Genomic DNA, 23365 nt, shown 5'->3' with positions numbered 1-23365 from the left:
GGGGTCGTCATCGCCGTGATCGAGGCGTAGACGAGCTCGCGCCAGGCCCGTCGCTCGGCTGGCGCTTCTCCCTGACTTGCCGCAAGGCTTCGCGAAAAAAATCGAGCTTCAGCTGCTGCTGGCCGACCTTGCGCTCCAGTTCGGCTATGCGGGCCTGCGCCTGCCCAAGATCGGCTGGCGTGCGGGGCGGCTCAAGCTGGGGCTCCTTACGCGGCTGGCCAGGTTCCCGCAACGCCGAAGCGCCGCCGCTCAGATACCTGGCCCGCCACTCATAGAGCATCTTGCAGGCCACCCCCAGCTCTTTCGACAGCGCTGCCACCTTCTCACCGGCCAGCATCCGCTCAACGGCTGCCAGCTTCACCTCTCGGCCAAATCGTCGTCTCTTGGGCATCAGTCCCCTCTCAGGACTGTCACTTATACCCTTGTCTCAGTTTTGGGGGGCACTCCACAGTGATCTCTTGCCGAAATAAGTAAACTGTCCCCTGAGCCCACTCGATACATGGCCCTTTGCGTCCCGCCGACGGTTCCTGTAAAGCGATGGCCTGCAAGCAACCAGAAGACGGGCTCTAGCCATGGAAAAGTTCACCAAGCTGACCGGCGTCGCCGCAGCCTTGCCGATCGTCAATGTCGATACCGACATGATCATTCCCAAGGATTATCTGAAGACGATCAAGCGCACCGGGCTCGGCAAAGGGCTTTTCGCCGAGATGCGCTACCTTGATGACGGCGCGGAGAACCCGGATTTCGTGCTCAACAAGCCGGCCTACCGCAATGCGCAGATCCTGGTCGCCGGCGACAATTTCGGCTGCGGCTCGAGCCGCGAGCATGCGCCCTGGGCGCTGCTCGATTTCGGCATTCGCTGCGTGATTTCGACCTCTTTCGCCGACATCTTCTACAACAACTGCTTCAAGAACGGCATTCTGCCGGTCACGGTCAGCCCCGAGGATCTCGAAAAGCTGATGGACGACGCCTCGCGCGGCGCCAATGCGACGATCACGGTCGATCTCGAAGCCAAGGAGATCCGTGGGCCGGACGGCGGCGTGGTCAAGTTCGACCTCGACGAGTTCCGCCGCCACTGCCTCCTGAACGGCCTCGACGATATCGGGCTCACAATGGAGAAGGCGCCGGCCATCGACGATTTCGAGAAGCGGACCGCCGAAAGCCGGCCCTGGGCCTGAGCGCTGCCGGGAGTTCCTCGCCTGCGCGGAGCAGGCGAGCATCGCCCGTGCCAGGCGAGTTTGCGATGTGGCATTTTGCAGGAGGGGCCTGAATGACGCTCGCTTCCAGATTGTCGTCTGCGCTTTTCATCTGGCTTGCGGGCGGCGGCTTTGCGCTTGCGCAGGACGCGCCGCAGCCGCCTATCCCCTTCGAAGGCGGTTCGCTTACGATCACCGAGACGGAGGATCTCGACAAGGTGCTGGCCTTCAACGGCGAGGAACTGGCACGCAACTATGTCGTCTACTTCGACAAGATCGTCGAGCTGAACGGCGTGAAGGTGGCGCTGTTCGCGGTCGGCGACGGGGGCAACCAGTGCGGGCCGGCCGAGGTCATGGTCTGGAAGCCGCAAGGCGGCGAGGTCGAGACCGCGACAGTCGGCGAAGATTGTGGCGCGCCTCCGGCCGCCGTCACCGGCAACAGCATCTATTTCGTGCCATATCTCTTGCCCGGCGAGTCCGAGGCGGTGCAGGTCTGGTCGCCGGACACAGGACTCGAGGTCGCCGGCACGATCACATACGCGCCGCAGCCCGGCACGGGCTGGCAGGATCTCGATCCCTCCAAATTCGAGAACATCATCGGTTCCTTCAAGAACGAAGCGGTGTACGAAGCCTCGAAGAAGCTGCTCGGCGACAAGCTGACCGACGTCGCCACCGGGCTTTCCGTCGGCGGCAGCCCAGAGACGACGGCCTCGGGCATCTTCTATGCGAGCGGCTGCGTTCCGCATGCCTGCGGCAGCGCGGATGCCTTCATGGCCGTCGATCCGCATGGCCAGAAGCTCTATTTCGCGCAGGAGGGCGACAATCCGGAACCGTCCGGATGGCCCGAGATCAATACCTGGCCGGCCGAGGTCAAGGAAGCGATGAAATCGTCAATGGGGCAACAGTGAGATGCGCAAGCTGATCTCGACCGGCTCGCCTTTCGAGAAGACCGCAGGCTACTCGCGCGCCGTGGTCGACGGCGACTGGTGCTTCGTCTCCGGCACGACCGGCTACGACTACGCGACCATGACCATGCCGGAGAGCGTCGAAGCGCAGACGCGCAACTGCCTCGCCACCATCGCAAGGGCCCTGGTAGAGGGCGGCTTCGCGATGGCCGACGTGGTGCGGGCGCATTATTACGTCACCGACCGGGACTATGTGGACCTGGTGTTTCCAATCCTGGGCGAAGCCTTCGGCGAGATCCGCCCGGCCGCGACGATGATCGTCTGCCAACTGAACAAGCCCGAGATGAAGATCGAGATCGAGGTGACGGCGAAGCGGCGGACGGCCTGACCACCAACTTTTAGGTCACTCGCAGACCGAGATGTTCGACCATTGGACTGAAATCGCGGTCATTATGTAGAAGCCTATAGCCGCGATCGATGCAGAATGTCCCGATCGCCAGGTCCACGGTCTTCCTGATTGTAATGCCTTTTGATCTGAGTTGCCGAAAACTCTCTGCGGTACGCACAGCCAACTCGGGATCCATCATCCGAGCAATGCGAAAGGAACGCAAGTAATATTCTAGCCGTGCAGCATCCCGATCGTCTCGTGCACCTTGAAGCACTTCCAGGAGCACAATGTCGCCGACAATTATTTCGTCGGTATCTCTGATTGCGTTGAATCTTTCGGTTGCTGCATTAGAGACGTTTCGCAATTTGGCGATCCAGACTGAGCTATCGACGACGATCATTTTATGTCGTCGAAAAACCGGCCTTCTCTCATCTTATCGAGATCGCCTTCCCAACCCATACCCTGAATGGCTTCCAAGGCTTCCTTCTGCCTGGCCAAGCGTACATATTTCCGAAGGGCTTCTTCCACCACACCCTTCTTGGTCTTCTGTCCGCTGAATTTCATCGCCTCTTGGAGAAGCGTGTCGTCAATCTCGATATTTGTTCGCATATATGTTCTCCGATGTGTCCGGCTGGAGCGCTTGATAGCCGTAGGCAACATCACTTCTCGTCTCGCAAGCCCCAGTCGACATCCGGCGTCCAGTCGCTGCGCATCTCATCGAGATCGCCTTCCCAGCCAATGCCCTGCAATTCCTCCAAGGCCTTCCGCTGACGCGAGGCCCGGACGATGCGTTTCAGAGCCTCCTCGACCGTCGCCTTCTTGGTGGTGAGTCCTGTTGCTTGCATGGCCTCTTTAAGAAGCGCGTCATCGATGTTGATGTTGGTGCGCATCCGTGTCTCATGTGTATGAATTTCTCGAAATGTACACATCAGGCCTTTACCAATCAAGCTGCCCTTCCGTTTGCCTCTGCATCACCTTGCGTCCTGCCCCCGCTCCCGCTAGCAAACCGCATCCCGAACTTCCCGTGAAAGGCATAAGCGATGGCTTCGAAGAAACTCCTCCTTCTCCCCGGCGACGGCATCGGGCCGGAGGCCATGGCCGAGGTGAAGAAGCTTATCGCCGTGATGAATGCCGAACTCGGCGCCGGCTTCGAGACCGAGGAAGGGCTGGTCGGCGGCTCGGCCTATGACGCGCATGGCAAGGCGATCTCGGAAGAGGACATGAGCAAGGCGCTCGCGGCCGATGCAGTGCTGTTCGGCGCCGTCGGCGGGCCGAAATGGGACAAGGTGCCCTATGAGGTCCGGCCCGAGGCCGGTTTGCTGCGGCTCAGGAAGGACATGCAGCTTTTCGCCAACCTTCGTCCGGCGATCTGTTACCCGGCGCTGGCCGAGTCCTCCTCGCTGAAGAAGGAGGTCGTCGAAGGCCTCGACATTTTGATCGTGCGCGAGCTCACCGGCGGCGTCTATTTCGGCGAGCCCAAGGAAATCATCGACCTCGGGAATGGCCAGAAGCGCGGCATCGACACGCAGGTCTACGACACGTTCGAGATCGAGCGCATCTCCGGCGTCGCCTTCGAGCTTGCCCGCACACGCAAGAACCACGTCACCTCGATGGAAAAGCGCAACGTCATGAAGTCCGGCGTCTTGTGGAACGAGGTGGTGACGCAGACCCATCAAGCCAAATATTCCGACGTGAAGCTCGACCACATGCTGGCGGATGCCGGCGGCATGCAGCTCGTGCGCTGGCCGAAGCAGTTCGACGTGATCGTCACCGACAATCTGTTCGGCGACATGCTGTCCGACGTCGCAGCGATGCTCACGGGCTCGCTGGGCATGCTGCCCTCCGCCTCGCTCGGCGCGCCGGATGCCCGGACCGGCAAGCGCAAGGCGCTTTACGAGCCGGTGCACGGCTCGGCGCCCGACATTGCGGGCAAAGGCATCGCCAACCCGATCGCCATGATCGCCTCATTCGCGATGTGCCTGCGCTATTCCTTCAACATGGTCGCCGAGGCGGACCGGCTCGAAGCTGCGATCGCCGCCGTGCTCGACGAGGGCTATCGCACGAAGGACATCACGTCGGCCGGCATGAAGGAAGTCGGGACCGGCGCGATGGGCGACGCCATCATCGAGAGGTTCCGGTCGTTGCCGCGGTGACCGAGACGCGCTGGGCGACAGTTTCGGACGCCGCGGACCTGGCGCTGATCCTGCGTGAGATGGCCCTACACTATCGGCAGGCGCCTCTGCCGCAGGCCATGGCCATATCAGCGGTTCGGCGCTGGCTTGCGGACGAAAGCCCGGCCTATCCCCATTTCGCGCTTGCCTGGCGGGGCGGCGAGGTCGCCGGCCTCGCCTCGGTCGCCATCGCCCATCCCGGCGTCGACCTGCAGCGCTTGCTCTTCCTCAAGGACCTGTTCGTGCGGGACGGACACCGCTCGGCCGGCATCGGCCGGGCACTCCTGAAATTCCTCGCCGGGCATTGCCTCGCCAAGGGCATCGGCCGCATTGATCTTACGACCGGGGGCAGGAACGAAGGCGCGATCCGGTTCTACGACCGGCTCGGCGCCAAGCGGCACGACCAGAAGGTCTTCCTGCGCTTCGACACCGAGGGCTTGCGAAAGCTCGCTGGGGAGGCCTTCGAGTCCTGATTCTGCAAGTCACCCGTGCCCATCCGGTGTGTTTCGAAGACGAGGGTGGTCAGCGTTTGGCAAAACGTATGCGGGATCCCTTTTACGGCAAGACTGGCGGGACAGAGGGGGGCAACGTAGCGTGTCGAGCTTTCCGTGATCTCTGCCGAGCCGCGATCTCCACGGCTGACAGTGTCATAAAACCGTCAGCAAAGTTTCATCCGGCCGCAATGGCGCTGCAACAGAAAGGTTGAAGGTTGCGTCCTCGTTCCAGCCATCGAGGAGACAGCGATGAACAGGTTTTCTTCCCTTAGCCGCCGCACTTTCGTCGTGACGGCAGGTGCTGCCGGGCTTGTCGGCGCATCGGGACTAGCGCTTCCCTACTATTCGCGCGCCAACCAACGTCCCGCCTTCACGCATGGCGTGCAGTCGGGCGACGTCGACGCGGCGAGCGGGATGGTCTGGACGCGCACCGATCGACCGGCCCGCGTCATGTTCGAAGTCGCGACGACGGAGAACTTCGCCAATGCGACCAGGCTGGCGCCGCTCGACACCACCCCGGCGAGCGACTTCACGGTGAAACGGCTCGTCGAGGAGCTGCCCGCCGATCAGGACATCTTCTACCGCATGATCGCCGCCGATCTTGCCGACATCAATGTGGTGTCCGAGCCGATCGTCGGCCGCTTCCGTACCGCGCCCTCCTCGAAGCGCAGCATCCGCTTCGCCTGGTCGGGCGACACCGCTGGTCAAGGCTGGGGCATAGACGAGACGGGGATGAAGACCTACGCGACGATCGCCAGGCACACGCCGGATTTCTTCCTGCATTCTGGCGACACGATCTATGCTGACGGTCCGATGAAGGATGAGGTCGATCTGCCGGACGGCAGCAAGTGGAAGAACATCATTCTTGTCGACGAGAAGCGCAAGGTCGCCGAGACGCTGGACGAGTATCGCGCCCAGTGGAAGTACAATCTGATGGACAAGAACGTGCAGGCGCTCGCCGCCATCTGTCCGACCTTCTACCAGTGGGACGACCACGAGGTGGTCAACAACTGGTCGGATTCGAAGGACCTCTCGAAGGACGACCGCTACACGGAGAAGTCGATCCATATCCTTTCGGCGCGCGCTTCCCGCGCCTTCCAGGAGATGACGACGATCCGCTACCAGCCTGCCGAGCCCGGCCGGGTGTACCGCAAGATCTCCCACGGCCCGCTGCTCGACGTGTTCTTCCTCGACATGCGCTCCTATCGTGGTCCTAACGGCGCGAACCTGGAGGACACGCTCACGCCGCAGTCGCGCATGATTGGTGAGCAACAGTCGAAGTGGCTGAAGCGCGAGCTGGCCAAGTCGACCGCGACCTGGAAGATTATCGCGGCCGATATGCCGCTTGGCCTTGTCGTCTGGGATGATGGCAACCTGAAGAAGGGCTCGGAAGCCGTCGCCAATGCCGACAACGGCCCGGCCAAGGGCCGTGAGCTCGAGTTCGCCGACCTGCTCCGCTTCATCAAGAATGCCGGCATCGATAATACGGTGTGGCTGACCGCGGACGTGCACTATACGGCCGCGCATTACTACAATCCGGACAAGGCGCAGTTCCAGGATTTCACGCCGTTCTGGGAATTCGTGTCCGGCCCGCTGCATGCCGGCACCTTCGGCCCGAACGATCTCGACATGACCTTCGGCCCGGAAGTGAAGTTCGTGAAGGCGCCGACCGCCGAGCAGGGCCAGAACCTGCCGCCCTCGGCCGGGCTGCAGTTCTTCGGCCTCGTCGACATCGACGGACAGACCGAGCAGCTGACGGTCCGCCTGATGGATCGCGACGACAACGAGCTCTACAAGATCACGCTCGACCCGGTGCGGGCCGCGTGAGGGTTGGCTGGCGCGTTCTGCTCTTGGGTTGGCGCCGCCCCTCACCCTCACCCTCTCCCCGTGGAAAACCGTGGAAAACGGGGAGAGGGGATTCTGAGACGTTGCCGCCCCCCTCTCCCCGTCCTTACGGGGAGAGGGTAAGGGTGAGGGGCAGCGCCAGCGTCAAGCGAGTTGCGGAACGCCGTAACAGCAGCACGTCCCGAACCGAAATCACCCCTCGATTTCCTCGCGCAGCATCTCGAGCTCCAGCCATTCTTCCTCCATGGCGGCGAGTGCGGCGCGCTCCTTCTCCAGCTCAGTTGCCGTCTTGTTGAAGGCGGCGGCATCCCTGGAGAAGAGGGCCGGATCCGTGAGCTTCTTTTCGAGGGCGGCGATGCGATCGGCTGCCTCCTCCATCTTCTTCGGCAGAGATTCCAGCGCGAATTTCTGCTTGTAGGAGAGCTTCTTCGCCGTCGCGCGCGATGGTTCCGCCGCCGCTGGCTTTACGGCAGCATCGGAGGGCTGGGCCGCCCGCGCCCGCACCTTGCGCTCGTCGAGCCGTGCACCGCCGCGCTGGGCCAGCATGTCGGAATAGCCGCCGGCATATTCGATCCAGCGCCCGCCGCCGTCGGGCGCAAGCACGCTGGTTACCGTCCGGTCGAGAAAGTCGCGGTCGTGGCTGACGAGCAGCACGGTGCCGGGAAAGCCCGCGACCAGCTCCTGCAAGAGGTCGAGCGTTTCCATGTCGAGGTCGTTGGTCGGCTCGTCGAGCACCAGAAGGTTCGCAGGCCTGGACAGCACGCGCGCCAGGATGAGCCGTGCCCGCTCGCCGCCCGACAGTTCGCGCACCGGCGTGCGCGCCTGTTCCGGCTTGAACAGGAAGTCCTTCATATAGGAGACGACGTGACGCTCCTCGCCGTTGACGACGACTGTCTCTCCACGACCGTCGGTCAGGAAATGCGCCAGCGTTTCGTCGGGATCGAAGCGGCGCTTCTGGTCGAGCGTCGCGATTTCGAGATTGGTGCCGAGCCTGATCGTGCCTTCGTCCGGCTGAAGCGCACCGGTGAGCAGCTTCAGGAGCGTCGTCTTGCCGGCGCCGTTCGGTCCGACAAGGCCAATGCGGTCGCCGCGCTGAATGCGGGTCGAGAAGTCCTCGACCACGGTGAGCTCGCCATAGGATTTCGAGACATTCTTCGCCTCGATGACGAGCTTGCCGGATTCTGGGGCTTCGCTGGCTGCCATTGCAACCACACCCTCCGTGCCGCGATGGCTATGGAAGCGCTGGCGCATCGCCTGGAGGTCGCCGAGCCGGCGCATGTTGCGCTTGCGGCGGGCCGTCACGCCGTAGCGCAGCCAATGCTCCTCGCGCACGATCTGGCGGCCGAGCTTGTGCAGCTCGCGTTCTTCCTCCTCCAGCATGGCGTCGCGCCAGGCTTCGAAATGGGCAAAACCCTTGTCGAGCCGCCGCGTCTGCCCGCGGTCGAGCCAGATGGTCGCGCGCGATACCCGTTCCAGGAAGCGTCGGTCGTGCGAGATCAGGATCAGCGCCGACGAAGAGCGATTGAGCTCGTCCTCCAGCCATTCGATGGTCGAAAGGTCAAGATGGTTGGTCGGTTCGTCGAGCAGCAAGATATCCGGCTGGGGTGCCAGCACGCGCGCAAGCGCGGCGCGCCGCGCTTCGCCCCCCGAGAGCGTTGCCGGGTTCTCATCGCCGGTCAGACCGACATGGTCGAGCAGATAGGTCGCGCGGTGCGGATCGTCGGAAGGGCCGAGGCCGGCCTCGACATAGGCGCGGACAGTCGCAAATCCTTCGAAGTCCGGCTCCTGCGGCAAGTAGCGCACGGTCACCGAGGGATGGCGGAACACCTCGCCCTCCTGCGGCTCGACGAGGCCGGCAGCGATCTTGAGCAGCGTCGATTTGCCGGAGCCGTTGCGGCCGACGAGCGCTATGCGGTCGCGAGGCTCAACCTGCAGCGATGCACCGTCAAGCAATGGCGCGCCGCCGAAGGTGAGGCCGATATTGTCGAGCTTCAGGAGCGGTGGAGCCATGATCAGAATGTGGTGCCCGGAAATGGATGCGCAATAAGCATCGCCCGGCCGCCTTGCAGCTCGATGCCGAGCTTGCCGGTGACCTCGTTCGAGATCGTGAGGGACGAGCCGAACGGCATTGCGATGCGGTCAAGCGGCCAGCGGGCACCGGCCACCGACAGGCCGGAGAGGTCCGAAAAGCCGATGATGCTGAACAGCGTTCCGGGTGAGTAGTCGAACTCCGTAGCGCCAGTGAGCAGCGGCCGTCCCTCCTGCCTGCCGTCGGTGAGAATCGTCGGGAAACCTTGCTCGGCGAGCTTCAGCGCCAGCGCCAGATGCAGATATGCATGGTCGGCGCGCGGGCCGCCGAAGGCGCCGGCAAGCACGAAGGAGGTCGCGCCCCTTGCCATGGCAGCCTCGACGGCGAGCTCGCCGTCGGTCCTGTCCTTCTCGGCCGGGAAGGTCTCGCGCGGCACCTCTGCCCAGGCCGCGGCCAGCCCGTCCGGCACCGAGTCGAAATCGCCGCTCCACAGCTCCGGCACGACGTCGAGCGCCCCGGCATGGCGCATCCCGCTATCGGCTGCGACGACGCGCGCGCCGGCAATCTGCCCATCGAGGCGCGGGGTGCGGACGAGATCTCCGCCGAGCAGGATCAGAAAGCGGCTCATAGCGGCGGCCTCTAGCACGCTGCCACAGCCAAGCGAAAGCCGGGAGCGACCTCTACTTGCCAGCCGGCTTGCTTGTTCGCCGGCTCCGATCTAAATCTACCCGCGCTCTAACGGGGTGCCGTCGCGAGATCCGCGCCGGCTGAGAGGCAGTATTGGGGGAACCCGGCCAACCCGCTGAACCTGATCCGGCTCATACCGGCGGAGGGATTAGACGCTCGCTGACAGCGCCTCAATTCCCTTGCAACCGACACAAGGAGGCGCCGATGCGCAAATTGCTTCTCTCTCTGCTCGCGATCTTTGTTGCGCCGGCTGCGGCCGCGCGTGCAGATACGCTCACCGTCTATACCTATGAGAGCTTCACCGCGGAATGGGGCCCCGGGCCGCAGGTCGAGAAGGCCTTCGAGGCAGAATGCGGCTGCGACTTCAAATTCGTGTCGGTGGCCGACGGCGTCGCGTTGCTCAATCGCGTCAAACTCGAAGGCGCATCGACCAAGGCGGATATCGTGCTCGGCCTCGACACGAACCTCACTGCCGAAGCGAAGGCGACCGGGCTGTTCGCGCCGGCCGGCGTCGACGAATCGGCGCTCACCGTGCCGGGCGGGTGGAAAGACGACACCTTCGTTCCCTTCGACTACGGCTATTTCGCGGTGATCTACGACACCGAGAAGGTGTCTACGCCGCCGAAGAGCCTCGCCGAGCTGGTCGACGGCGACCCGAACGTCAAGATCGCCATCCAGGATCCGCGCACCTCGACACCGGGTCTCGGCTTGGTGCTCTGGATGAAGGCCGTCTACGGCGACAAAGCGGCCGAGGCCTGGGGCAAGCTGAAGAAGCGCGTGCTCACCGTCACGCCGGGCTGGAGCGAGGCCTATGGCCTGTTCACCAAGGGCGAGGCGCAGATGGTGCTCTCCTACACGACCTCGCCCGCCTACCACATGATCGCCGAGAACACGGAACGCTACCAGGCGGCACCCTTTGCCGAAGGCCATTATCTGCAGATCGAAGTCGCCGCACAGACCGTGAATGGCGCAAGAAACCCGCTTGCGCAGAAGTTCCTGGCCTTCATGACCAAGCCTGCCTTCCAGGACGTGATTCCGGAGACCAACTGGATGTTCCCGGCCGCCAGGACGGACAAGCCGCTCAACCCGGCTTTCGACAAGCTCGTGAAGCCTGCAAAGACGCTGATCTTCAGCCCGGAAGAGGTCGCGGCCAATCGCAAGGCGTGGGTGGAGGAGTGGCTGAAGGCGATGGGGGAGTGACGGGCCGATAGAGGCGATCCTTGCATGGTCCGCGCCCTGTCGCGCCCCCCTCTGTCCTGCCGGACATCTCCCCCACAAGGGGGGAGATTGGACGGCCGATTTGGTTTCGCCAATCGGCGACGTTGGAGATTGGCGAAACCCTTGATGACAGCCAATCTCCCCCCTTGTGGGGGAGATGTCCGGCAGGACAGAGGGGGGCAACGTAGGGCACCAACCGGCGTAGGTTTCGCGCTCTCCACATCCTTCATCCTCTGCGGCATCCCCGATGCGCCCCGCTAATCGCCCCGAGCCCCGCATCCTCGCCGGCGTTGCGGCCCTCGCGGCAATCGCCATCCTCATCGGCGGCGCCTTGCTCGGCCTTCTCATCGAAGGTGCATCCGACCTTCCTGCCGCTTTCGACGCCCTCGATTCCTATTTCGTCCGCGTGGCGATCTTCACGCTCTGGCAGGCGGCGCTCTCCACATTGCTGTCGGTAGGTCCGGCGATCTTGATCGCGCGGGCCCTGTCGCGGCATCCCGCATTCCCCGGGCGGGGGCTGATCCTGCGGCTCTTCGCGCTGCCACTTGCCTTGCCGGCGATCGTCGCCGCGCTAGGTGTTCTGTCGCTGTTCGGGCGGGCGGGATTTTTTGCGGGCGTGCTTTCGGCGTTCTCGGGAGGCGATTGGCCGGGAATTTACGGCCTTTCCGGCATTCTCGTCGCGCATGTATTCTTCAACCTGCCGCTGGCCACGCGCTTCCTGCTGGAAGCGCTCGACGCGGTGCCGGCCGATCAATGGCGGCTGGCGAGCCAGCTCGGCATGGGCGCCGGGCCGTCTTTCCGGCTGATCGAATGGCCTGCCGTCAGGGCAGGCTTGCCGGGCGTCGCCGGGCTCGTCTTCATGCTCTGCGTCACATCCTTCACCATCGTGCTCACCCTCGGCGGCGGCCCGGCGGCGACGACCCTGGAGGTGGCAATCTATCAGGCGCTGCGCTTCGACTTCGATCCTGCACGCGCGGTGGCGCTCACGCTCGGACAGATCCTGCTCACCCTGGCGACGGTATGGCTGCTCACGCGGCTCGGCCGCGATCCGGCGCGCGAAGCCAATCCCGGTGTTTCGCCGCGCCGATACGTGTCGGTCTCGCCGGCCGAGATGCTGGCGAATGCTGTGCTGATACTGGTGGCGACAGCCTTCGTGATAGGTCCCCTTGCGGCTATCCTGGTGTCCGGCCTTGCCGCCGACCTTGCCCGGCTCGCCGGCGAAGCATCGCTCCAGCGTGCCTGCATCACCAGCCTGACATTCGCCATCCTCTCTGGCCTGATCGCTACGCTCATGTCGCTGGCGCTGGTCGGCGCTCGGCGTGCGCTTGAAGGCAGACGGCGCGGCAAGCGGCGTTCATTGCTCGAGCACGCCGTGGACGCGGGCGCCGGCTTCGTGCTGGTCGTGCCGCCGATCGTCATCGGCGCGGGTTGGTTCGTGCTCGTCCGCCATATCGGCGACGTCTTCCTTATCGCCCCCTTCATGGTGATCGCAGTGAACGCCGTAATGGCGATGCCCTTTGTCGTGCGGGCGATCCGCCCAGCCCACGACGCCGCGGCGGAACGTCACGATCGCCTTGCGGCCTCGCTCGGCATCTCTGGGTGGGATCGTTATCGGCTCGTCGATTGGCCGTCGATCCGCCGGCCGTTGCTCACCGGCTTCGCCTTCGCAATGGCGCTCTCGCTCGGCGACCTCGGCGTCATTGCGTTGTTCGGCAGCGATGCCGTAAAGACGCTGCCCTTCCTTCTCCTCGAACGGATGGGCAGCTATCGCACCGCCGATGCGGCGGGCCTGGCGCTGATCATCGCGCTGGCATGTCTTTCGCTGATGGCGGCGGCGGATCATTTCGGCAAGGAGCGGGCATGAGCGAAGGGGTAGCGGTGCGGCTCGAGGACGTCTCCTTCAGCTATGGCGAACAGGCTTTCAGCTTCGACGTGGCATTCCCTGAGACCACGATCACCGCGGTCCTGGGACCGAGCGGCTCGGGCAAATCGACGCTGCTCAACCTCGTCGCCGGATTCGAGACGCCGCGGCGCGGCCGCATTTTGATCGGCGACGACGATGTAACGATGCTGCCGCCGTCGGCGCGGGCGGTCTCAATGATTTTCCAGGAGAACAATCTCTTTGCCCATCTCGATGTTGCCGCCAATGTCGGGTTGGGCATCTCGCCGGCCCTCAGGCTCACTGTCGCGGATCGCGAGAAGATTGCGGACGCACTCGCCCGCACCGGGCTCGCCGGCAAGGAGAAGCGGCTGCCGCGCGAGCTGTCGGGCGGGGAGCGCCAGCGGGTCGCGCTCGCCCGTGCACTGGTGCGCAACCGGCCGGTGCTGCTGCTCGACGAGCCCTTTGCATCGCTCGGGCCTGCGCTCAGGGACGAAATGCTCGACCTCACCATATCGGTGCAAAAGGAGCGAGGGATGACGACCCTTCTCGTCACCCATCATCCCGAAGACGCGCGGCGTGCCGCGCAAAGAATCGTTTTTCTCGAGAATGGGGTTGTCGCGGCTCAGGACGAAGCGCATCTTTTCTTTGCCGAGAAGAGCCCGGAGGCATTCAGGCGCTATGTCGGTTCCGAACAACGGCCTGCGCAATCACGATAGTTTGCCGCCAGGCAGACATAATTTACACGCAGAAAGCGAAAGTTTGCTTCGCGTTGTTGTATCGATTGCGAGAGTGTTGCTAGAGCGGGGCTGGTTCGGCACGAGCCAATGGCGATGGGGTGCGAGTTGTCCCTGAGAAGCGAAAGGAAGCCGTTCTGCTGCCACGCGTGACGCGCCTCGACTATTTGATGCCACAGGCCCGGTGGAGCTTGCGCTTTGCCGTGGCGGTCTGCACCGCCGCGCTGCTCGCCGGCTGCCAGATACTGGGCATAGGCACCGAAGTCCGCGAGCAGGCGTTCCAACCGTCCAACAACCCGGTCACCTTCGACAATGTCAGCAAGAACGACAAGCTGGTCGAGCTCGCCAAGGGCCAGCATCCGCGCATTCTTGCAACCTATGGCGGTGAATATTCCGACCCCAAGCTCGAGCGTATGGTTGCGAAGGTCGTCGGCAACCTGACGCTGGTTTCGTCCAACCCGACGCAGACCTTCCGAATCACGATTCTCAACTCGCCCAACGTAAACGCCTTCGCCTTGCCCGGGGGCTATCTCTACGTGACGCGCGGCTTGCTCGCGCTTGCCAATGATTCGTCCGAGCTTGCCGCCGTCATTGCGCATGAAATGGGTCATGTGACGGCAAATCACGGCCTGCAGCGTCAGAAGCTGGAAGCCGAGGAAGCGCTGGCCACCAAGGTCGTCTCCGACGTGCTGGGTGAATCACCGACGGCGAAGGCCGCGCTGATCCGCGGCAAGCTCAGGCTTGCCCAATTCTCGCGCAACCAGGAGCTGGAAGCCGACGCCATCGGCATCAAGTCGGCCGGCAGCGCAGGCTACGATCCGTTCGCGGCGGCACGCTTCCTGCAATCGATGCAGGCCTATGCCGACCTGCGAAGCGTCACGGGCGCCTCGGATGCCAGCCTCGATTTCCTGGCGAGCCACCCGAATGCCCCGCAACGCATCGATTTGGCCATGCAGCACGCCCGGCAGTTTGGCGCTCCCGGCATCGGCAATCGCGATCGCGAGCCCTTCCTCGCCGGCGTCGACGGGATGCTGTTCGGCGACACGCCGGACGAGGGCTATGTGCGCGGCACGACCTTCCTGCATCCCAGACTCGGGGTCTCCTTCTCGGTTCCTCAAGGTTTCGTCATCGACAATTCTGCTGCCGCGGTCACTGCGACGGGTCCGGGCGACATCGCGGTGCGCTTCGACGGCGTGGCAATAGACAAGAACATCTCGCTCACCGATTACGTGAAAAGCGGCTGGGTGGCAGGGCTGGAGGAGACGAGTGTCCGCTCCGAGACCATCAATGGCAACGAGGCGGCGATCGCGCGCGCTGCCGCCGGTGGCTGGCGCTTCGACATCACGGTGATCCGTGCCGACGGCCAAGTCTATCGCCTGCTCACTGCCGCTCCGCAGCAGAGCCCACAGCTCGACGATGTCGCGCAATATGTCGGCTCGAGCTTCAAGGTGCTCAGCGCCGCTGAAAAGGCAGCGCTGAAACCGCTGCGCATCAAGGTCGTGACCGTGCAGGCCGGTCAGACGGTCGGCTCGGTGGCGGCCGCGATGAGCGGCGTCGACAAGAAGCTCGAGCTGTTCCGTGTCCTCAACGAGCTCGCCCCCGGCGCCAGCCTGTCGGCTGGTCAGAAGGTGAAGATCATCACCGATCAGTATTGAGCGGGCGCCAAGCAACCGATTGCGCCCTCTCAGCCTGACTGCGGTTGATGCCTGGCGATGTGATGTAGGTTTGCTTGCGGGAGAAGATGCCGGCAGGCAGATGGGGCGGCGCCGACGGTCAAAGTGTCAGGCCGCGCCAGTCCGCCAACGAATCTGCGGCTGCGTCAATCGAATTGCCGCACGGCTTGGTCAGGCCGATTGCGAGACGAAGGCAGGGTTGGCCTTCACCAGGGCCGATTTCAGCTTCTCCATGGCCCGGCTTTCGATCTGGCGCACGCGCTCCTTGGAGATGCCCATTGTCTCGCCGAGCGATTCCAGCGTGGCGCCTTCGTCCTTGAGCCGGCGCTCGCGAATGATCTGAAGCTCGCGCGGGTTGAGCACGCCGAGCGCATCGTTGAGCCATATCGAGCGGCGCTCCACATCGATCGTCTCTTCGGCGATCTCGTCCGGACGAGGCTCGTCGGAGACAAGGAAATCCATGCGGTCCGCAGCGGTGTCGTCGACCAGCGGAGCGTTGAGCGATGTGTCCGGCGCGGACAGGCGGGAATCCATCATCGCCACATCAGCGATGGGGACGCCGAGGGTGGTCGATATCTCCTCGTACAACGATGTCGAAGAACGCGTTTCCGGCCCCCGCGCAAGCCGTGCCCGCAGACGGCGCAGGTTGAAGAACAGGGCTTTCTGGGCCGAGCTGGTGCCACCGCGCACAATCGACCAGTTGCGCAGGATATAATCCTGGATCGAGGCCCTGATCCACCATGTGGCATAGGTTGAGAAGCGGACCTCTCGCTCCGGCTCGAACCGTGCGGCCGCCTCGAGCAGGCCGACATGGCCCTCCTGGATCAAATCACCGATCGGCAAGCCGAAATGACGGAACTTGGCCGCCATGGAGATCACCAGCCTCATATGGGCTGTGGCAATACGGTTCAGCGCCTGCTGGTCGCCGTCTTCCTTCCATCGCACGGCAAGGTCCCGTTCCTCCTCCCTGTCCAGGTAAGGCGCTGCCAAAGCAGCGCGGATCAAGCTTCGCTTGGCCAGGTCGTCCCTCATCGAGAACCCCCGATTTTGCGAGATGAGAATAACTAAGGCTATCGCAAGTCACATCCTTCGGCTGGACCTGGGTCCGACGCCGGAACGCAACCCTGCTGAATCCCGAACGCTTGCGGAGGGAAATCGTTCCAAGCTCCGGATAGGACTTTCGGATTAGTGCCGCTATTTTGAAGCCCTTGGAGGAGTCCGATTCCTGGGCCCTAAAAGCAGAGACCCGGCGCGGTGGCCGGGTCTCGAACGCGTAGTGCCGAAGAGAGGCCCTTGCTTACGCCGCCTCTTCCTGCTCCGTCTCTTCGTTGTCGGCCTTGGCGCCACGACGCGGGCCCTTGTTGAGATTGACCTCGATCAGGCGAACCGCCTCGGTCTCCGACATCTTGTTCACGGCAGCGATTTCGCGCGCCATGCGGTCGAGGGCAGCCTCGTAGAGCTGGCGCTCGGAGTAGGACTGCTCGGGCTGGTTGTCGGCGCGATAGAGATCACGTACGACTTCCGAGATCGAGATCAGGTCACCGGAGTTGATCTTGGCATCATATTCCTGCGCGCGGCGCGACCACATGGTGCGCTTGACGCGTGCGCGGCCCTGCACGACTTTCAACGCACGGTCGACATAATCGGTCTCGGACAGCTTGCGCATGCCGATCGAGGTCGCCTTTGCCACCGGCACCTTGAGCCGCATCTTGTCCTTCTGGAAATCGATGACGAACAACTCGAGCGAATGGCCCGCCACTACCTGCTCGTCGATGGCCACGATCTGGCCGACGCCATGCGCCGGATAAACGATGAACTCGCCGGTCTTAAAGCCATGACGCTGCGCCGACTTTTTCTGCTGAATTGCCATTACGCCCTGTACTCCTGTTCAGCCGCCGGCACTCCCAGCCGACGGAACTAATGGGCCGTCAGACGGCCCCGATCAATGCCGCAAGGCACGCGAAGAGCCTCGGAGAATCTTGAGCCGGCCAGCTACAAAAAAGACGCAACCGGCTCAGGTTGCCCTGGTCCCGAACGAGAACTTCGCTTTGCAATGAATAACGCTTCCGCGCCCTGAATCGATGCTGTGCCACTGGCAGGTTTCAGACTTCTACCACAAAAAGGTGGAAGAATCAACAATTTGCTTGTGGAAACGAAAGCAGCACGTCTCGCGGCGCGACCGACGCTTAACGCGAGTAGCAAATTCAGGTGGTAGCTGTTCTACCAGCGGTCGTGTGTCAGTCGCCTTCTCCAGGCTTCTCGGAGAAGAATTTCTCGAATTTACCTTCCACGCCGTCATATTCCTTGGCGTCGGCCGGCGGCTCCTTCTTCGATGCGATGTTCGGCCATTTCTCGGCGTATTCGGAATTGATCTGCAGCCACTTCTCAAGTCCGGGCTCGGTGTCCGGCTTGATCGCATCGGCCGGGCACTCGGGCTCACACACGCCACAATCAATGCATTCGTCCGGATGGATGACGAGCATGTTCTCGCCTTCGTAGAAACAGTCGACCGGGCAAACCTCTACGCAGTCCATGTACTTGCACTTGATGCAGTTGTCGGTGACGACGTAGGTCATGGGGAATGCTCCCAGGCAGTCCGTATCCGGTCTCGGTCGCGCGTGAGGTAGCGACTTTGCCGGTTGATGGCAAGGGCAGTGATCCTGCCCTATCAGCCAATGGAAGAACGTCTTTGCCGCGACATGATCACCTAAGAAATCGACCAGAGCGCGATGAATGGAACAGAGCCATTTATCGCGCTCCAGCTTTTGTGGGCATGATCGGATCTGCAACTTCCGGGATCATGCCGCAGGCCGATCGGCCTTGCCCGCCATCAATCGTCGGGAAGGAGCCTGTCCGTCTGGCGCCGTTCCTTCTTCGTCGGCCTGCCGGAACCGCTTTCGCGCAGCGGCGGGGTGGCATCCGGAGGGGCTGATCGATCGGCGGCCGGCGGGCTGACATCCTCATACAGCCGGCGCGCCTCCTCGGCCGGACCGCGGCGAGTTCCGCAGGCGGTGACGCGATAGACCAGGACGCGCCGGTCGAGCGTGATGGTCAGCACGTCGCCCGGCTTCACGCCGTGTGCGGCCTGCTCGACCTTGTCGCGATTGACGCGTACGCGCCCCGCCTGAACCAGCTTCGCCGCCAGAGAGCGCGATTTGACGACGCGTGCAAAAAACAGCCATTTGTCGATGCGCTGGCGTTCTTCGCCACTCATCTGGCCAGGAGCCACCTATTTCTTGAGCTGGTCGCGCAAAGCGGCGAGTTTGGCGAAAGGTGAATCGGGATCAAAGCGCGGGCTACGTTCCTCGCGCTTGTCGGTCGACCACGTCTTGCCGCGCTCGCCGGCATTGCGAGTATTCTTGTTGCGCCCAGCAAACCCTTCCTTGCCCCTGCGCTCGTCATCCCGGCGCTCGCCTTCGCGGCGGTCGCCGGTGCGCCGGCCCTCCTTGCCGAACTTGCGATCGAAGCGTTCCTTGCCGCCATCGTCCCGTTCACGTTGCGGGCGTCCGTCTCGCCGGCCCGGCTGCGTTTGACGGGCGCCATCGGCAGATGGCGCTTCGCCATGACGGCTCGTATCGCGGCCGCGCATCTCGGCCGAGCGGCCATGACCGCGGCCGCGCTTTTCCTGGCGATGGGAGGGCCGCTCGAAACGGCCGGGCCGCCAGATCAGGATCGGCTTGGGCTCTTCGACCGGTTCGGCGGGTACTGCAGCGGCGCTGCTGTTCTCTGCGGAGACAACCTCGCCCGCATCGGCCTCCAGCACATGCTGATCCACCGAAGCGGCAGGAGATGGAGCGGCTAGATCAGGGCCTGCGGCCCCGATCCCTTGCGCCGGCACGCGATCTTCCCGCGAGGGGGCCGCGAAACCGTCTGCTCCCTCGAGCGCGGCATCCTCACCCTCGGCTGCCTCGGCCTGCAGCTCTGCAGCCTCTTCAGGATGAGCGTGGCTGATGAAGCTTTCCGGTACCGTGAGCGCTTCGCCGGCATGATCATGATGCGGCGGCTCGGCCAGCTCCGGTCTGTCGAAAGGCTCCGTGTCGTGCTGCACCATTTCCTCGGTGATCGGTCCGGTTTGTGGCGCCGGGATATGTTCCCCTTCGCCGGCCAGCGCAGCATCTTCGCCCTCGGCCGCCTCGGCTTGCAGCGCGGCCGCCTGTTCCGCCTCCGCCCGGGCGGCCGCCTCGGTTTCCGCCTTGGCGGCGGCTTCCGCCGCGGCCCTTGCAGCCTCGGCGGCAGCGCGCGCCGCCTCGTCGAGGGCGGCCAGCTTCGCTTTCACCTCGGCAGCAGGCTTTGCGTCGGCGCGATAGCCGAGCCCCTTCAAGACCTCTTCCATATCGTCGGCGGTCGCGCCAAGGATTGACATCATTGGTGGCGTGACCGTGAAACTGCTGCCGTCGAAGGCGCCGTCGGGACGCTGGCCCTGTCCGGGCCTCCAGGCGAGCGTCGGCCGAATCAGATCCGCAAGGCGCTCCAATATGTCGACGCGCACGGCGCGCCGGCCAAGCACACGGAAGCCGGCGAGCTTATAAAATGTGCGGTCGAAGGTTGTGTCGACGACGACAGAGGTGCGACCGGCGGCCAGCAGGTTGACCACGTCTCCAAATCCAGGCTTGTCCTTGCCGTCGTTGCTTAGCGCCCAGAGCAGCGTGATGAGCCCGGCAGGCGCCGGCTTCAGCAGCGCGGGAATGAATATATGATAGGCGCCGAACCGCACGCCGAGGCGCCTGAGCGCGGCGCGCCCTTCCTGGTCGAGCGACCTGACCTGGTCGGCGATATCGCGGCGGTTCAGCGTGCCGAAATTCTCGACCAGCTGGAAGGCAATCCCCCGGCCGATCCCGGAAAGCGTTTCTGCGCTTTTCAGATCAACCAGAGGCTTGAGCAGCGAATTGATCTGGTATTCGACATAGCGGTCGGCCCGCGCTGCGACCTTGTCGCGCGCAGGACCGGTGAGCTGTTCGTCGGCGAGCAGCACCACGCGCGGTTTCAGCACGTCGTCGCTGGAAACCACCGTGCCTATCGGCGCACCGATCCAGCGCAGGACTCCATCCGAGCCGAGCGCGATATCGCCGTTTGCGCTAGCCGCGAACCGCTCCGCACGCGCCTCGAACTCGGCCGCCAGCGCTTTTTGCGCGGCGGCTTTGACCGCCTTGGCGTCCTCACCGCCAGCCGACTGGTCGGCCGTGAAGCGAAAGCCCTGCAATTCGCCGACGTGATGCCCTTCGACCAGCACTGCGCCGGCGGGACTGATTTCGGCTTCTGACATCGTATTCTCTCTAAGGTGCCGCATGAGCACGGAAGTCCTGCGATCTACGAACCGTTTCGTCAACCGCTCGTGCAGCGCATCCGACAACCTGTCCTCGATCTCACGCGTTTTTTCTTGCCAGTGTGCCGGATCGGCAAGCCAGCCGGGCCGGTTCGAGACGAAAGTCCACGTACGGATCTGCGCAATCCGGTGCGACAGCGTATCGATATCGCCATCGGTGGAATCGGCGCGCCTTACCTGTTCGGCCATGTAACTTTCGTCGACATGGCCGAGCCGAACAAGGTCAGTATAGATCGATGCGATGAGGTCGGCATGCTGCGCCGGCGCTATCTTGCGGTAGTCCGGCAGCGCGCAGGCTTCCCACAGAAGCGCTACCCGCTCGCGTGAGGTGGCGAGATCGCTGATCTCGGGATCGTGAGCGAGCCGTTCGAGCGCCTGCTGGTCCACAGCGGGAAGTGCCCTGGTGAGCCCGTCGATCGGGGAGGGCATCTCGATCGAGCGGCGCAGGGCTTCGAGGCTGGAGAAGTCGAAGGAGGCGGTGCGCCACTGCAGAACCTTCACCGGCTCGAAATCATGGCCTTCGATCTTGGCGACAAGGTCGTCTGGGAAAGGATCGACTTGACCGGTGACCCCGAAAGTGCCGTCGCGCACGTGCCGCCCCGCGCGGCCGGCGATCTGGCCGAGCTCGGCTGCCGAGAGATCCCGGAACTGATAGCCGTCGAATTTCCTCTTTTGGGCGAAGGCAACATGGTCCACATCGAGGTTGAGACCCATGCCGATCGCGTCGGTCGCCACGAGGTAGTCGACATCGCCGGACTGATAGAGCGCTACCTGGGCGTTGCGGGTGCGTGGCGAAAGCGCGCCGAGCACGACGGCCGCTCCGCCGCGCTGGCGGCGGATCAATTCGGCGATGCCGTAAACTTCGTCAGCCGAGAAGGCGACAATGGCGCTGCGGCGCGGCAGGCGGGTGAGCTTCTTCTCGCCGGCATAGGCAAGATGCGACAAGCGTGGACGCGTGACGACCGAGATGCCCTTGAGCAGCCGCTCGAGGATACCCCGCACGGTCGCCGCGCCAAGCAGCAGCGTCTCCTGACCACCGCGCAGATGCAGGATTCGGTCGGTGAAGATGTGACCCCGCTCAAGGTCTGCAGCGAGTTGCACCTCGTCGATTGCTACGAAGGCGGCATCAGTCTCGCGCGGCATCGCCTCGACGGTGCAGACCGAGTACCTTGCACCTGCCGGCACGATCTTCTCCTCGCCGGTGATCAGCGCCACCTTCGACGCGCCTACTTTTTCGCAAACGCGACCATAGACCTCGCGCGCGAGCAGCCGAAGCGGCAGCCCGATCACCCCGCTCTCATGCGCCACCATTCGTTCGATGGCGAGGTGGGTCTTGCCGGTGTTGGTGGGGCCGAGCACTGCCGTGACGTCGCGGCCCGAGAGGACGAGGGCTTCGGCGCTTTTTGATTGAATATTCATGAAGAAGCTTCGATGGCCTTTTCGGCTTGATCATCCGCAGATGGGGTCGGCTGGCGTTCGACGCAAGCGACTTCCGAAGGCGCGACACTTACAGGAAATTGGGCGATCAACCCAAGCGGAATTCCTCACACGCCGCGCGAGAAACGTTGCCCCGTTAACCGCCGGAACGAGTCTGGAACGAATCGGCGACGAATCACTGACTCGTTCGGATTCAGGTTTTGTTCACCGCAATATCTAGTTGGGCTGTGGATAAACCTCACCACATGCTGAATCGGCTAACAGTTGAGTCGATGCGATTTTTCGCACCGGCGTTAACCATTGCGTCGGCGGTCTCGGCCATCGCCGGTCGCCTTCATCTAAAATTATGATTTCATTGACGAAAGTTAATCATCTGTGAATAAGGCGGCCCCGGTTTCGCGGGCCTGTGTTAACGCTTCGATCAAAGGCGGAACGAATCAGCGACGAATCACTCACGGCAGCGATTTCTCTTTTCGTTCACGGCTATATCTTGTGCCGTGCACAGCTCGTCCACCGACGGTTCACAGTTTGCTCCGGCCTTGTCCACAGGAATGCGAAATCCGTCGTTAACGATTTCGTGCCGAAACGGGACTCTCGCGCAAAAGAAAACGGCGCCAGACGGCGCCGTTCGTTCTCTATGCCGCTAGCCGTTCAGACGATGTACTGCCCACCATTGGCGGTAATCGTCGAGCCGGTGATGAAGCCGGCCTCATCCGAGGCGAGGAAGACGACGCAGCGCCCCACCTCTTCCGGCTTGCCCAGCCGGCCCGTCGGGATCTGAGCGACGATCTGCTCGCGCACCTTCTCAGGCACTGCCATGACCATGTCGGTCGCGATATAGCCCGGACAGATGACGTTGACGGTAATGCCCGCGCGCGCACCTTCCTGGGCGAGCGCTTTCGTGAATCCGATGTCGCCGGCTTTCGAGGCCGAGTAGTTGGTTTGGCCCGCCTGGCCTTTCTGGCCATTGATGGAAGAGATGATGATGACACGCCCGAACTTGCGCTCGCGCATGCCGCCCCAGACGGGGTGCGTCATGTTGAAGACGCCGGAGAGGTTGGTCTCGATAACCTCTTTCCACTGCTCGCGCGTCATCTTGTGGAACATTGCGTCGCGGGTGATGCCGGCATTGTTCACGAGGATGTCGACCGGGCCCAGGTCGGCCTCCACTTGCCTGATGCCCGCCGCGCAAGCCTCGTAGTCGGCCACCGACCATTTGTAGACGGGAATGCCTGTCTCGACCTTGAACTTCGCCGCAACCTCGTCATTGCCGGCATAGTTCGCGGCTACGTTGTAGCCCGCATTCTTCAGCGCCACCGATATGGCCGCGCCGATGCCGCGTGACCCGCCAGTCACGAGAGCCACTCGCGCCATGTTGTCCTC

The 23365-nt window shown here is 63.4% G+C and carries 22 protein-coding genes and 1 riboswitch; of the genes, 10 read left to right on the top strand and 12 right to left on the bottom strand.

Features of this window, described 5'->3' with window-relative positions:
- Positions 1-7: 7 nt before the first annotated feature.
- Positions 8-391 (bottom strand): transposase, encoded by a 384-nt coding sequence (locus SAZ10_RS09405; protein WP_318608940.1) that lies wholly within the window; start codon positions 389-391, stop codon positions 8-10.
- 181 nt (positions 392-572) lie between these two features.
- Here SAZ10_RS09405 and leuD point away from each other — a divergent pair, with 181 nt between their 5' ends.
- The 3 genes from leuD to SAZ10_RS09390 all read left to right on the top strand — a co-directional run bounded on the left by leuD (position 573) and on the right by SAZ10_RS09390 (position 2489).
- The gene (gene leuD / locus SAZ10_RS09400; protein ID WP_318608939.1) at positions 573-1178 is read left to right on the top strand and encodes a 3-isopropylmalate dehydratase small subunit; all 606 of its coding nucleotides are present in this window, start codon (positions 573-575) and stop codon (positions 1176-1178) included.
- Between the two features lie 92 nt (positions 1179-1270).
- The gene (locus SAZ10_RS09395) at positions 1271-2104 is read left to right on the top strand and encodes a hypothetical protein (protein WP_318608938.1); all 834 of its coding nucleotides are present in this window, start codon (positions 1271-1273) and stop codon (positions 2102-2104) included.
- A 1-nt stretch (position 2105) separates the two neighbouring features.
- A complete protein-coding gene (locus SAZ10_RS09390; protein WP_318608937.1) occupies positions 2106-2489 on the top strand; it encodes a RidA family protein in 384 nt (127 codons plus the stop codon).
- A 10-nt stretch (positions 2490-2499) separates the two neighbouring features.
- On the opposite strand, the gene SAZ10_RS09385 is transcribed toward SAZ10_RS09390, so the two are convergent.
- The 3 genes from SAZ10_RS09385 to SAZ10_RS09375 are packed head-to-tail and all read right to left on the bottom strand — an operon-like array spanning position 2500 to position 3379.
- Positions 2500-2889 carry a PIN domain nuclease gene (locus SAZ10_RS09385; RefSeq protein WP_318608936.1) on the bottom strand — a complete coding sequence of 130 codons (390 nt, stop codon included), beginning with the start codon at positions 2887-2889 and terminating at the stop codon, positions 2500-2502.
- Positions 2886-3098, bottom strand: coding sequence for a type II toxin-antitoxin system VapB family antitoxin (locus tag SAZ10_RS09380; protein ID WP_318608935.1), 213 nt, complete (start codon positions 3096-3098; stop codon positions 2886-2888). Before SAZ10_RS09380 ends, SAZ10_RS09385 begins: the two co-directional genes overlap by 4 nt.
- Positions 3099-3148: 50 nt before the next feature.
- Entirely contained in the window at positions 3149-3379 is a 231-nt protein-coding gene (locus SAZ10_RS09375; RefSeq protein WP_318608934.1) for a type II toxin-antitoxin system VapB family antitoxin, read from the bottom strand.
- Positions 3380-3529: 150 nt separating this feature from the next.
- On the opposite strand from SAZ10_RS09375, the gene leuB reads away from it, so the two are divergent.
- The 3 genes from leuB to SAZ10_RS09360 all read left to right on the top strand — a co-directional run bounded on the left by leuB (position 3530) and on the right by SAZ10_RS09360 (position 6981).
- Positions 3530-4642, top strand: a complete 1113-nt coding sequence (gene leuB / locus SAZ10_RS09370; protein ID WP_318608933.1) for a 3-isopropylmalate dehydrogenase — start codon at positions 3530-3532, stop codon at positions 4640-4642.
- On the top strand, positions 4639-5133 hold the full coding sequence (locus tag SAZ10_RS09365; RefSeq protein WP_318608932.1) for a GNAT family N-acetyltransferase: 495 nt from the start codon (positions 4639-4641) through the stop codon (positions 5131-5133). Before leuB ends, SAZ10_RS09365 begins: the two co-directional genes overlap by 4 nt.
- Before the next feature lie 270 nt (positions 5134-5403).
- Positions 5404-6981, top strand: a complete 1578-nt coding sequence (locus tag SAZ10_RS09360; RefSeq protein WP_318608931.1) for an alkaline phosphatase — start codon at positions 5404-5406, stop codon at positions 6979-6981.
- A gap of 210 nt (positions 6982-7191) precedes the next feature.
- Here the strand turns inward: SAZ10_RS09360 and SAZ10_RS09355 are convergent, their stop codons facing one another.
- Together SAZ10_RS09355 and SAZ10_RS09350 are read right to left on the bottom strand one after the other, a co-directional pair.
- Positions 7192-9009, bottom strand: a complete 1818-nt coding sequence (locus SAZ10_RS09355; protein ID WP_318608930.1) for an ABC-F family ATP-binding cassette domain-containing protein — start codon at positions 9007-9009, stop codon at positions 7192-7194.
- Positions 9010-9011: 2 nt separating this feature from the next.
- Entirely contained in the window at positions 9012-9656 is a 645-nt protein-coding gene (locus tag SAZ10_RS09350) for a thiamine diphosphokinase (RefSeq protein ID WP_318608929.1), read from the bottom strand.
- Positions 9657-9757: 101 nt separating this feature from the next.
- A riboswitch (TPP riboswitch) is annotated at positions 9758-9880 on the top strand.
- 39 nt (positions 9881-9919) lie between these two features.
- Between SAZ10_RS09350 and thiB the strand changes: the two genes are divergently transcribed.
- From thiB to SAZ10_RS09330, 4 genes are all read left to right on the top strand, one after another.
- Positions 9920-10915 (top strand): thiamine ABC transporter substrate binding subunit, encoded by a 996-nt coding sequence (gene thiB / locus SAZ10_RS09345; RefSeq protein WP_318608928.1) that lies wholly within the window; start codon positions 9920-9922, stop codon positions 10913-10915.
- A 265-nt stretch (positions 10916-11180) separates the two neighbouring features.
- Entirely contained in the window at positions 11181-12797 is a 1617-nt protein-coding gene (thiP, locus tag SAZ10_RS09340; RefSeq protein ID WP_318608927.1) for a thiamine/thiamine pyrophosphate ABC transporter permease, read from the top strand.
- On the top strand, positions 12794-13531 hold the full coding sequence (thiQ, locus tag SAZ10_RS09335; protein WP_318608926.1) for a thiamine ABC transporter ATP-binding protein: 738 nt from the start codon (positions 12794-12796) through the stop codon (positions 13529-13531). Before thiP ends, thiQ begins: the two co-directional genes overlap by 4 nt.
- Before the next feature lie 188 nt (positions 13532-13719).
- A complete protein-coding gene (locus SAZ10_RS09330; RefSeq protein ID WP_318609126.1) occupies positions 13720-15204 on the top strand; it encodes a M48 family metalloprotease in 1485 nt (494 codons plus the stop codon).
- A gap of 189 nt (positions 15205-15393) precedes the next feature.
- On the opposite strand, the gene SAZ10_RS09325 is transcribed toward SAZ10_RS09330, so the two are convergent.
- The 6 genes from SAZ10_RS09325 to SAZ10_RS09300 all read right to left on the bottom strand — a co-directional run bounded on the left by SAZ10_RS09325 (position 15394) and on the right by SAZ10_RS09300 (position 23356).
- Positions 15394-16254 (bottom strand): RNA polymerase factor sigma-32, encoded by an 861-nt coding sequence (locus SAZ10_RS09325; protein WP_318608925.1) that lies wholly within the window; start codon positions 16252-16254, stop codon positions 15394-15396.
- A 265-nt stretch (positions 16255-16519) separates the two neighbouring features.
- A complete protein-coding gene (locus SAZ10_RS09320) occupies positions 16520-17092 on the bottom strand; it encodes a CarD family transcriptional regulator (protein ID WP_318608924.1) in 573 nt (190 codons plus the stop codon).
- 367 nt (positions 17093-17459) lie between these two features.
- Positions 17460-17798, bottom strand: coding sequence for a ferredoxin FdxA (gene fdxA / locus SAZ10_RS09315; RefSeq protein ID WP_318608923.1), 339 nt, complete (start codon positions 17796-17798; stop codon positions 17460-17462).
- Positions 17799-18052: 254 nt separating this feature from the next.
- Positions 18053-18436 carry an RNA-binding S4 domain-containing protein gene (locus tag SAZ10_RS09310; RefSeq protein WP_318608922.1) on the bottom strand — a complete coding sequence of 128 codons (384 nt, stop codon included), beginning with the start codon at positions 18434-18436 and terminating at the stop codon, positions 18053-18055.
- Positions 18437-18451: 15 nt separating this feature from the next.
- Complete coding sequence (locus SAZ10_RS09305) at positions 18452-21964, bottom strand: helicase-related protein (protein WP_318608921.1); 3513 nt, start codon at positions 21962-21964, stop codon at positions 18452-18454.
- A 669-nt stretch (positions 21965-22633) separates the two neighbouring features.
- Entirely contained in the window at positions 22634-23356 is a 723-nt protein-coding gene (locus SAZ10_RS09300; RefSeq protein WP_318608920.1) for a beta-ketoacyl-ACP reductase, read from the bottom strand.
- Positions 23357-23365 lie beyond the last annotated feature (9 nt).

Origin of the sequence: Mesorhizobium sp. BAC0120, assembly GCF_033542235.1 — a bacterium.
Lineage (GTDB): Bacteria > Pseudomonadota > Alphaproteobacteria > Rhizobiales > Rhizobiaceae > JAWRCU01.
Note: the sequence above shows the minus strand (reverse complement) of the source record. Positions and strands in the feature narration are given on the sequence as shown.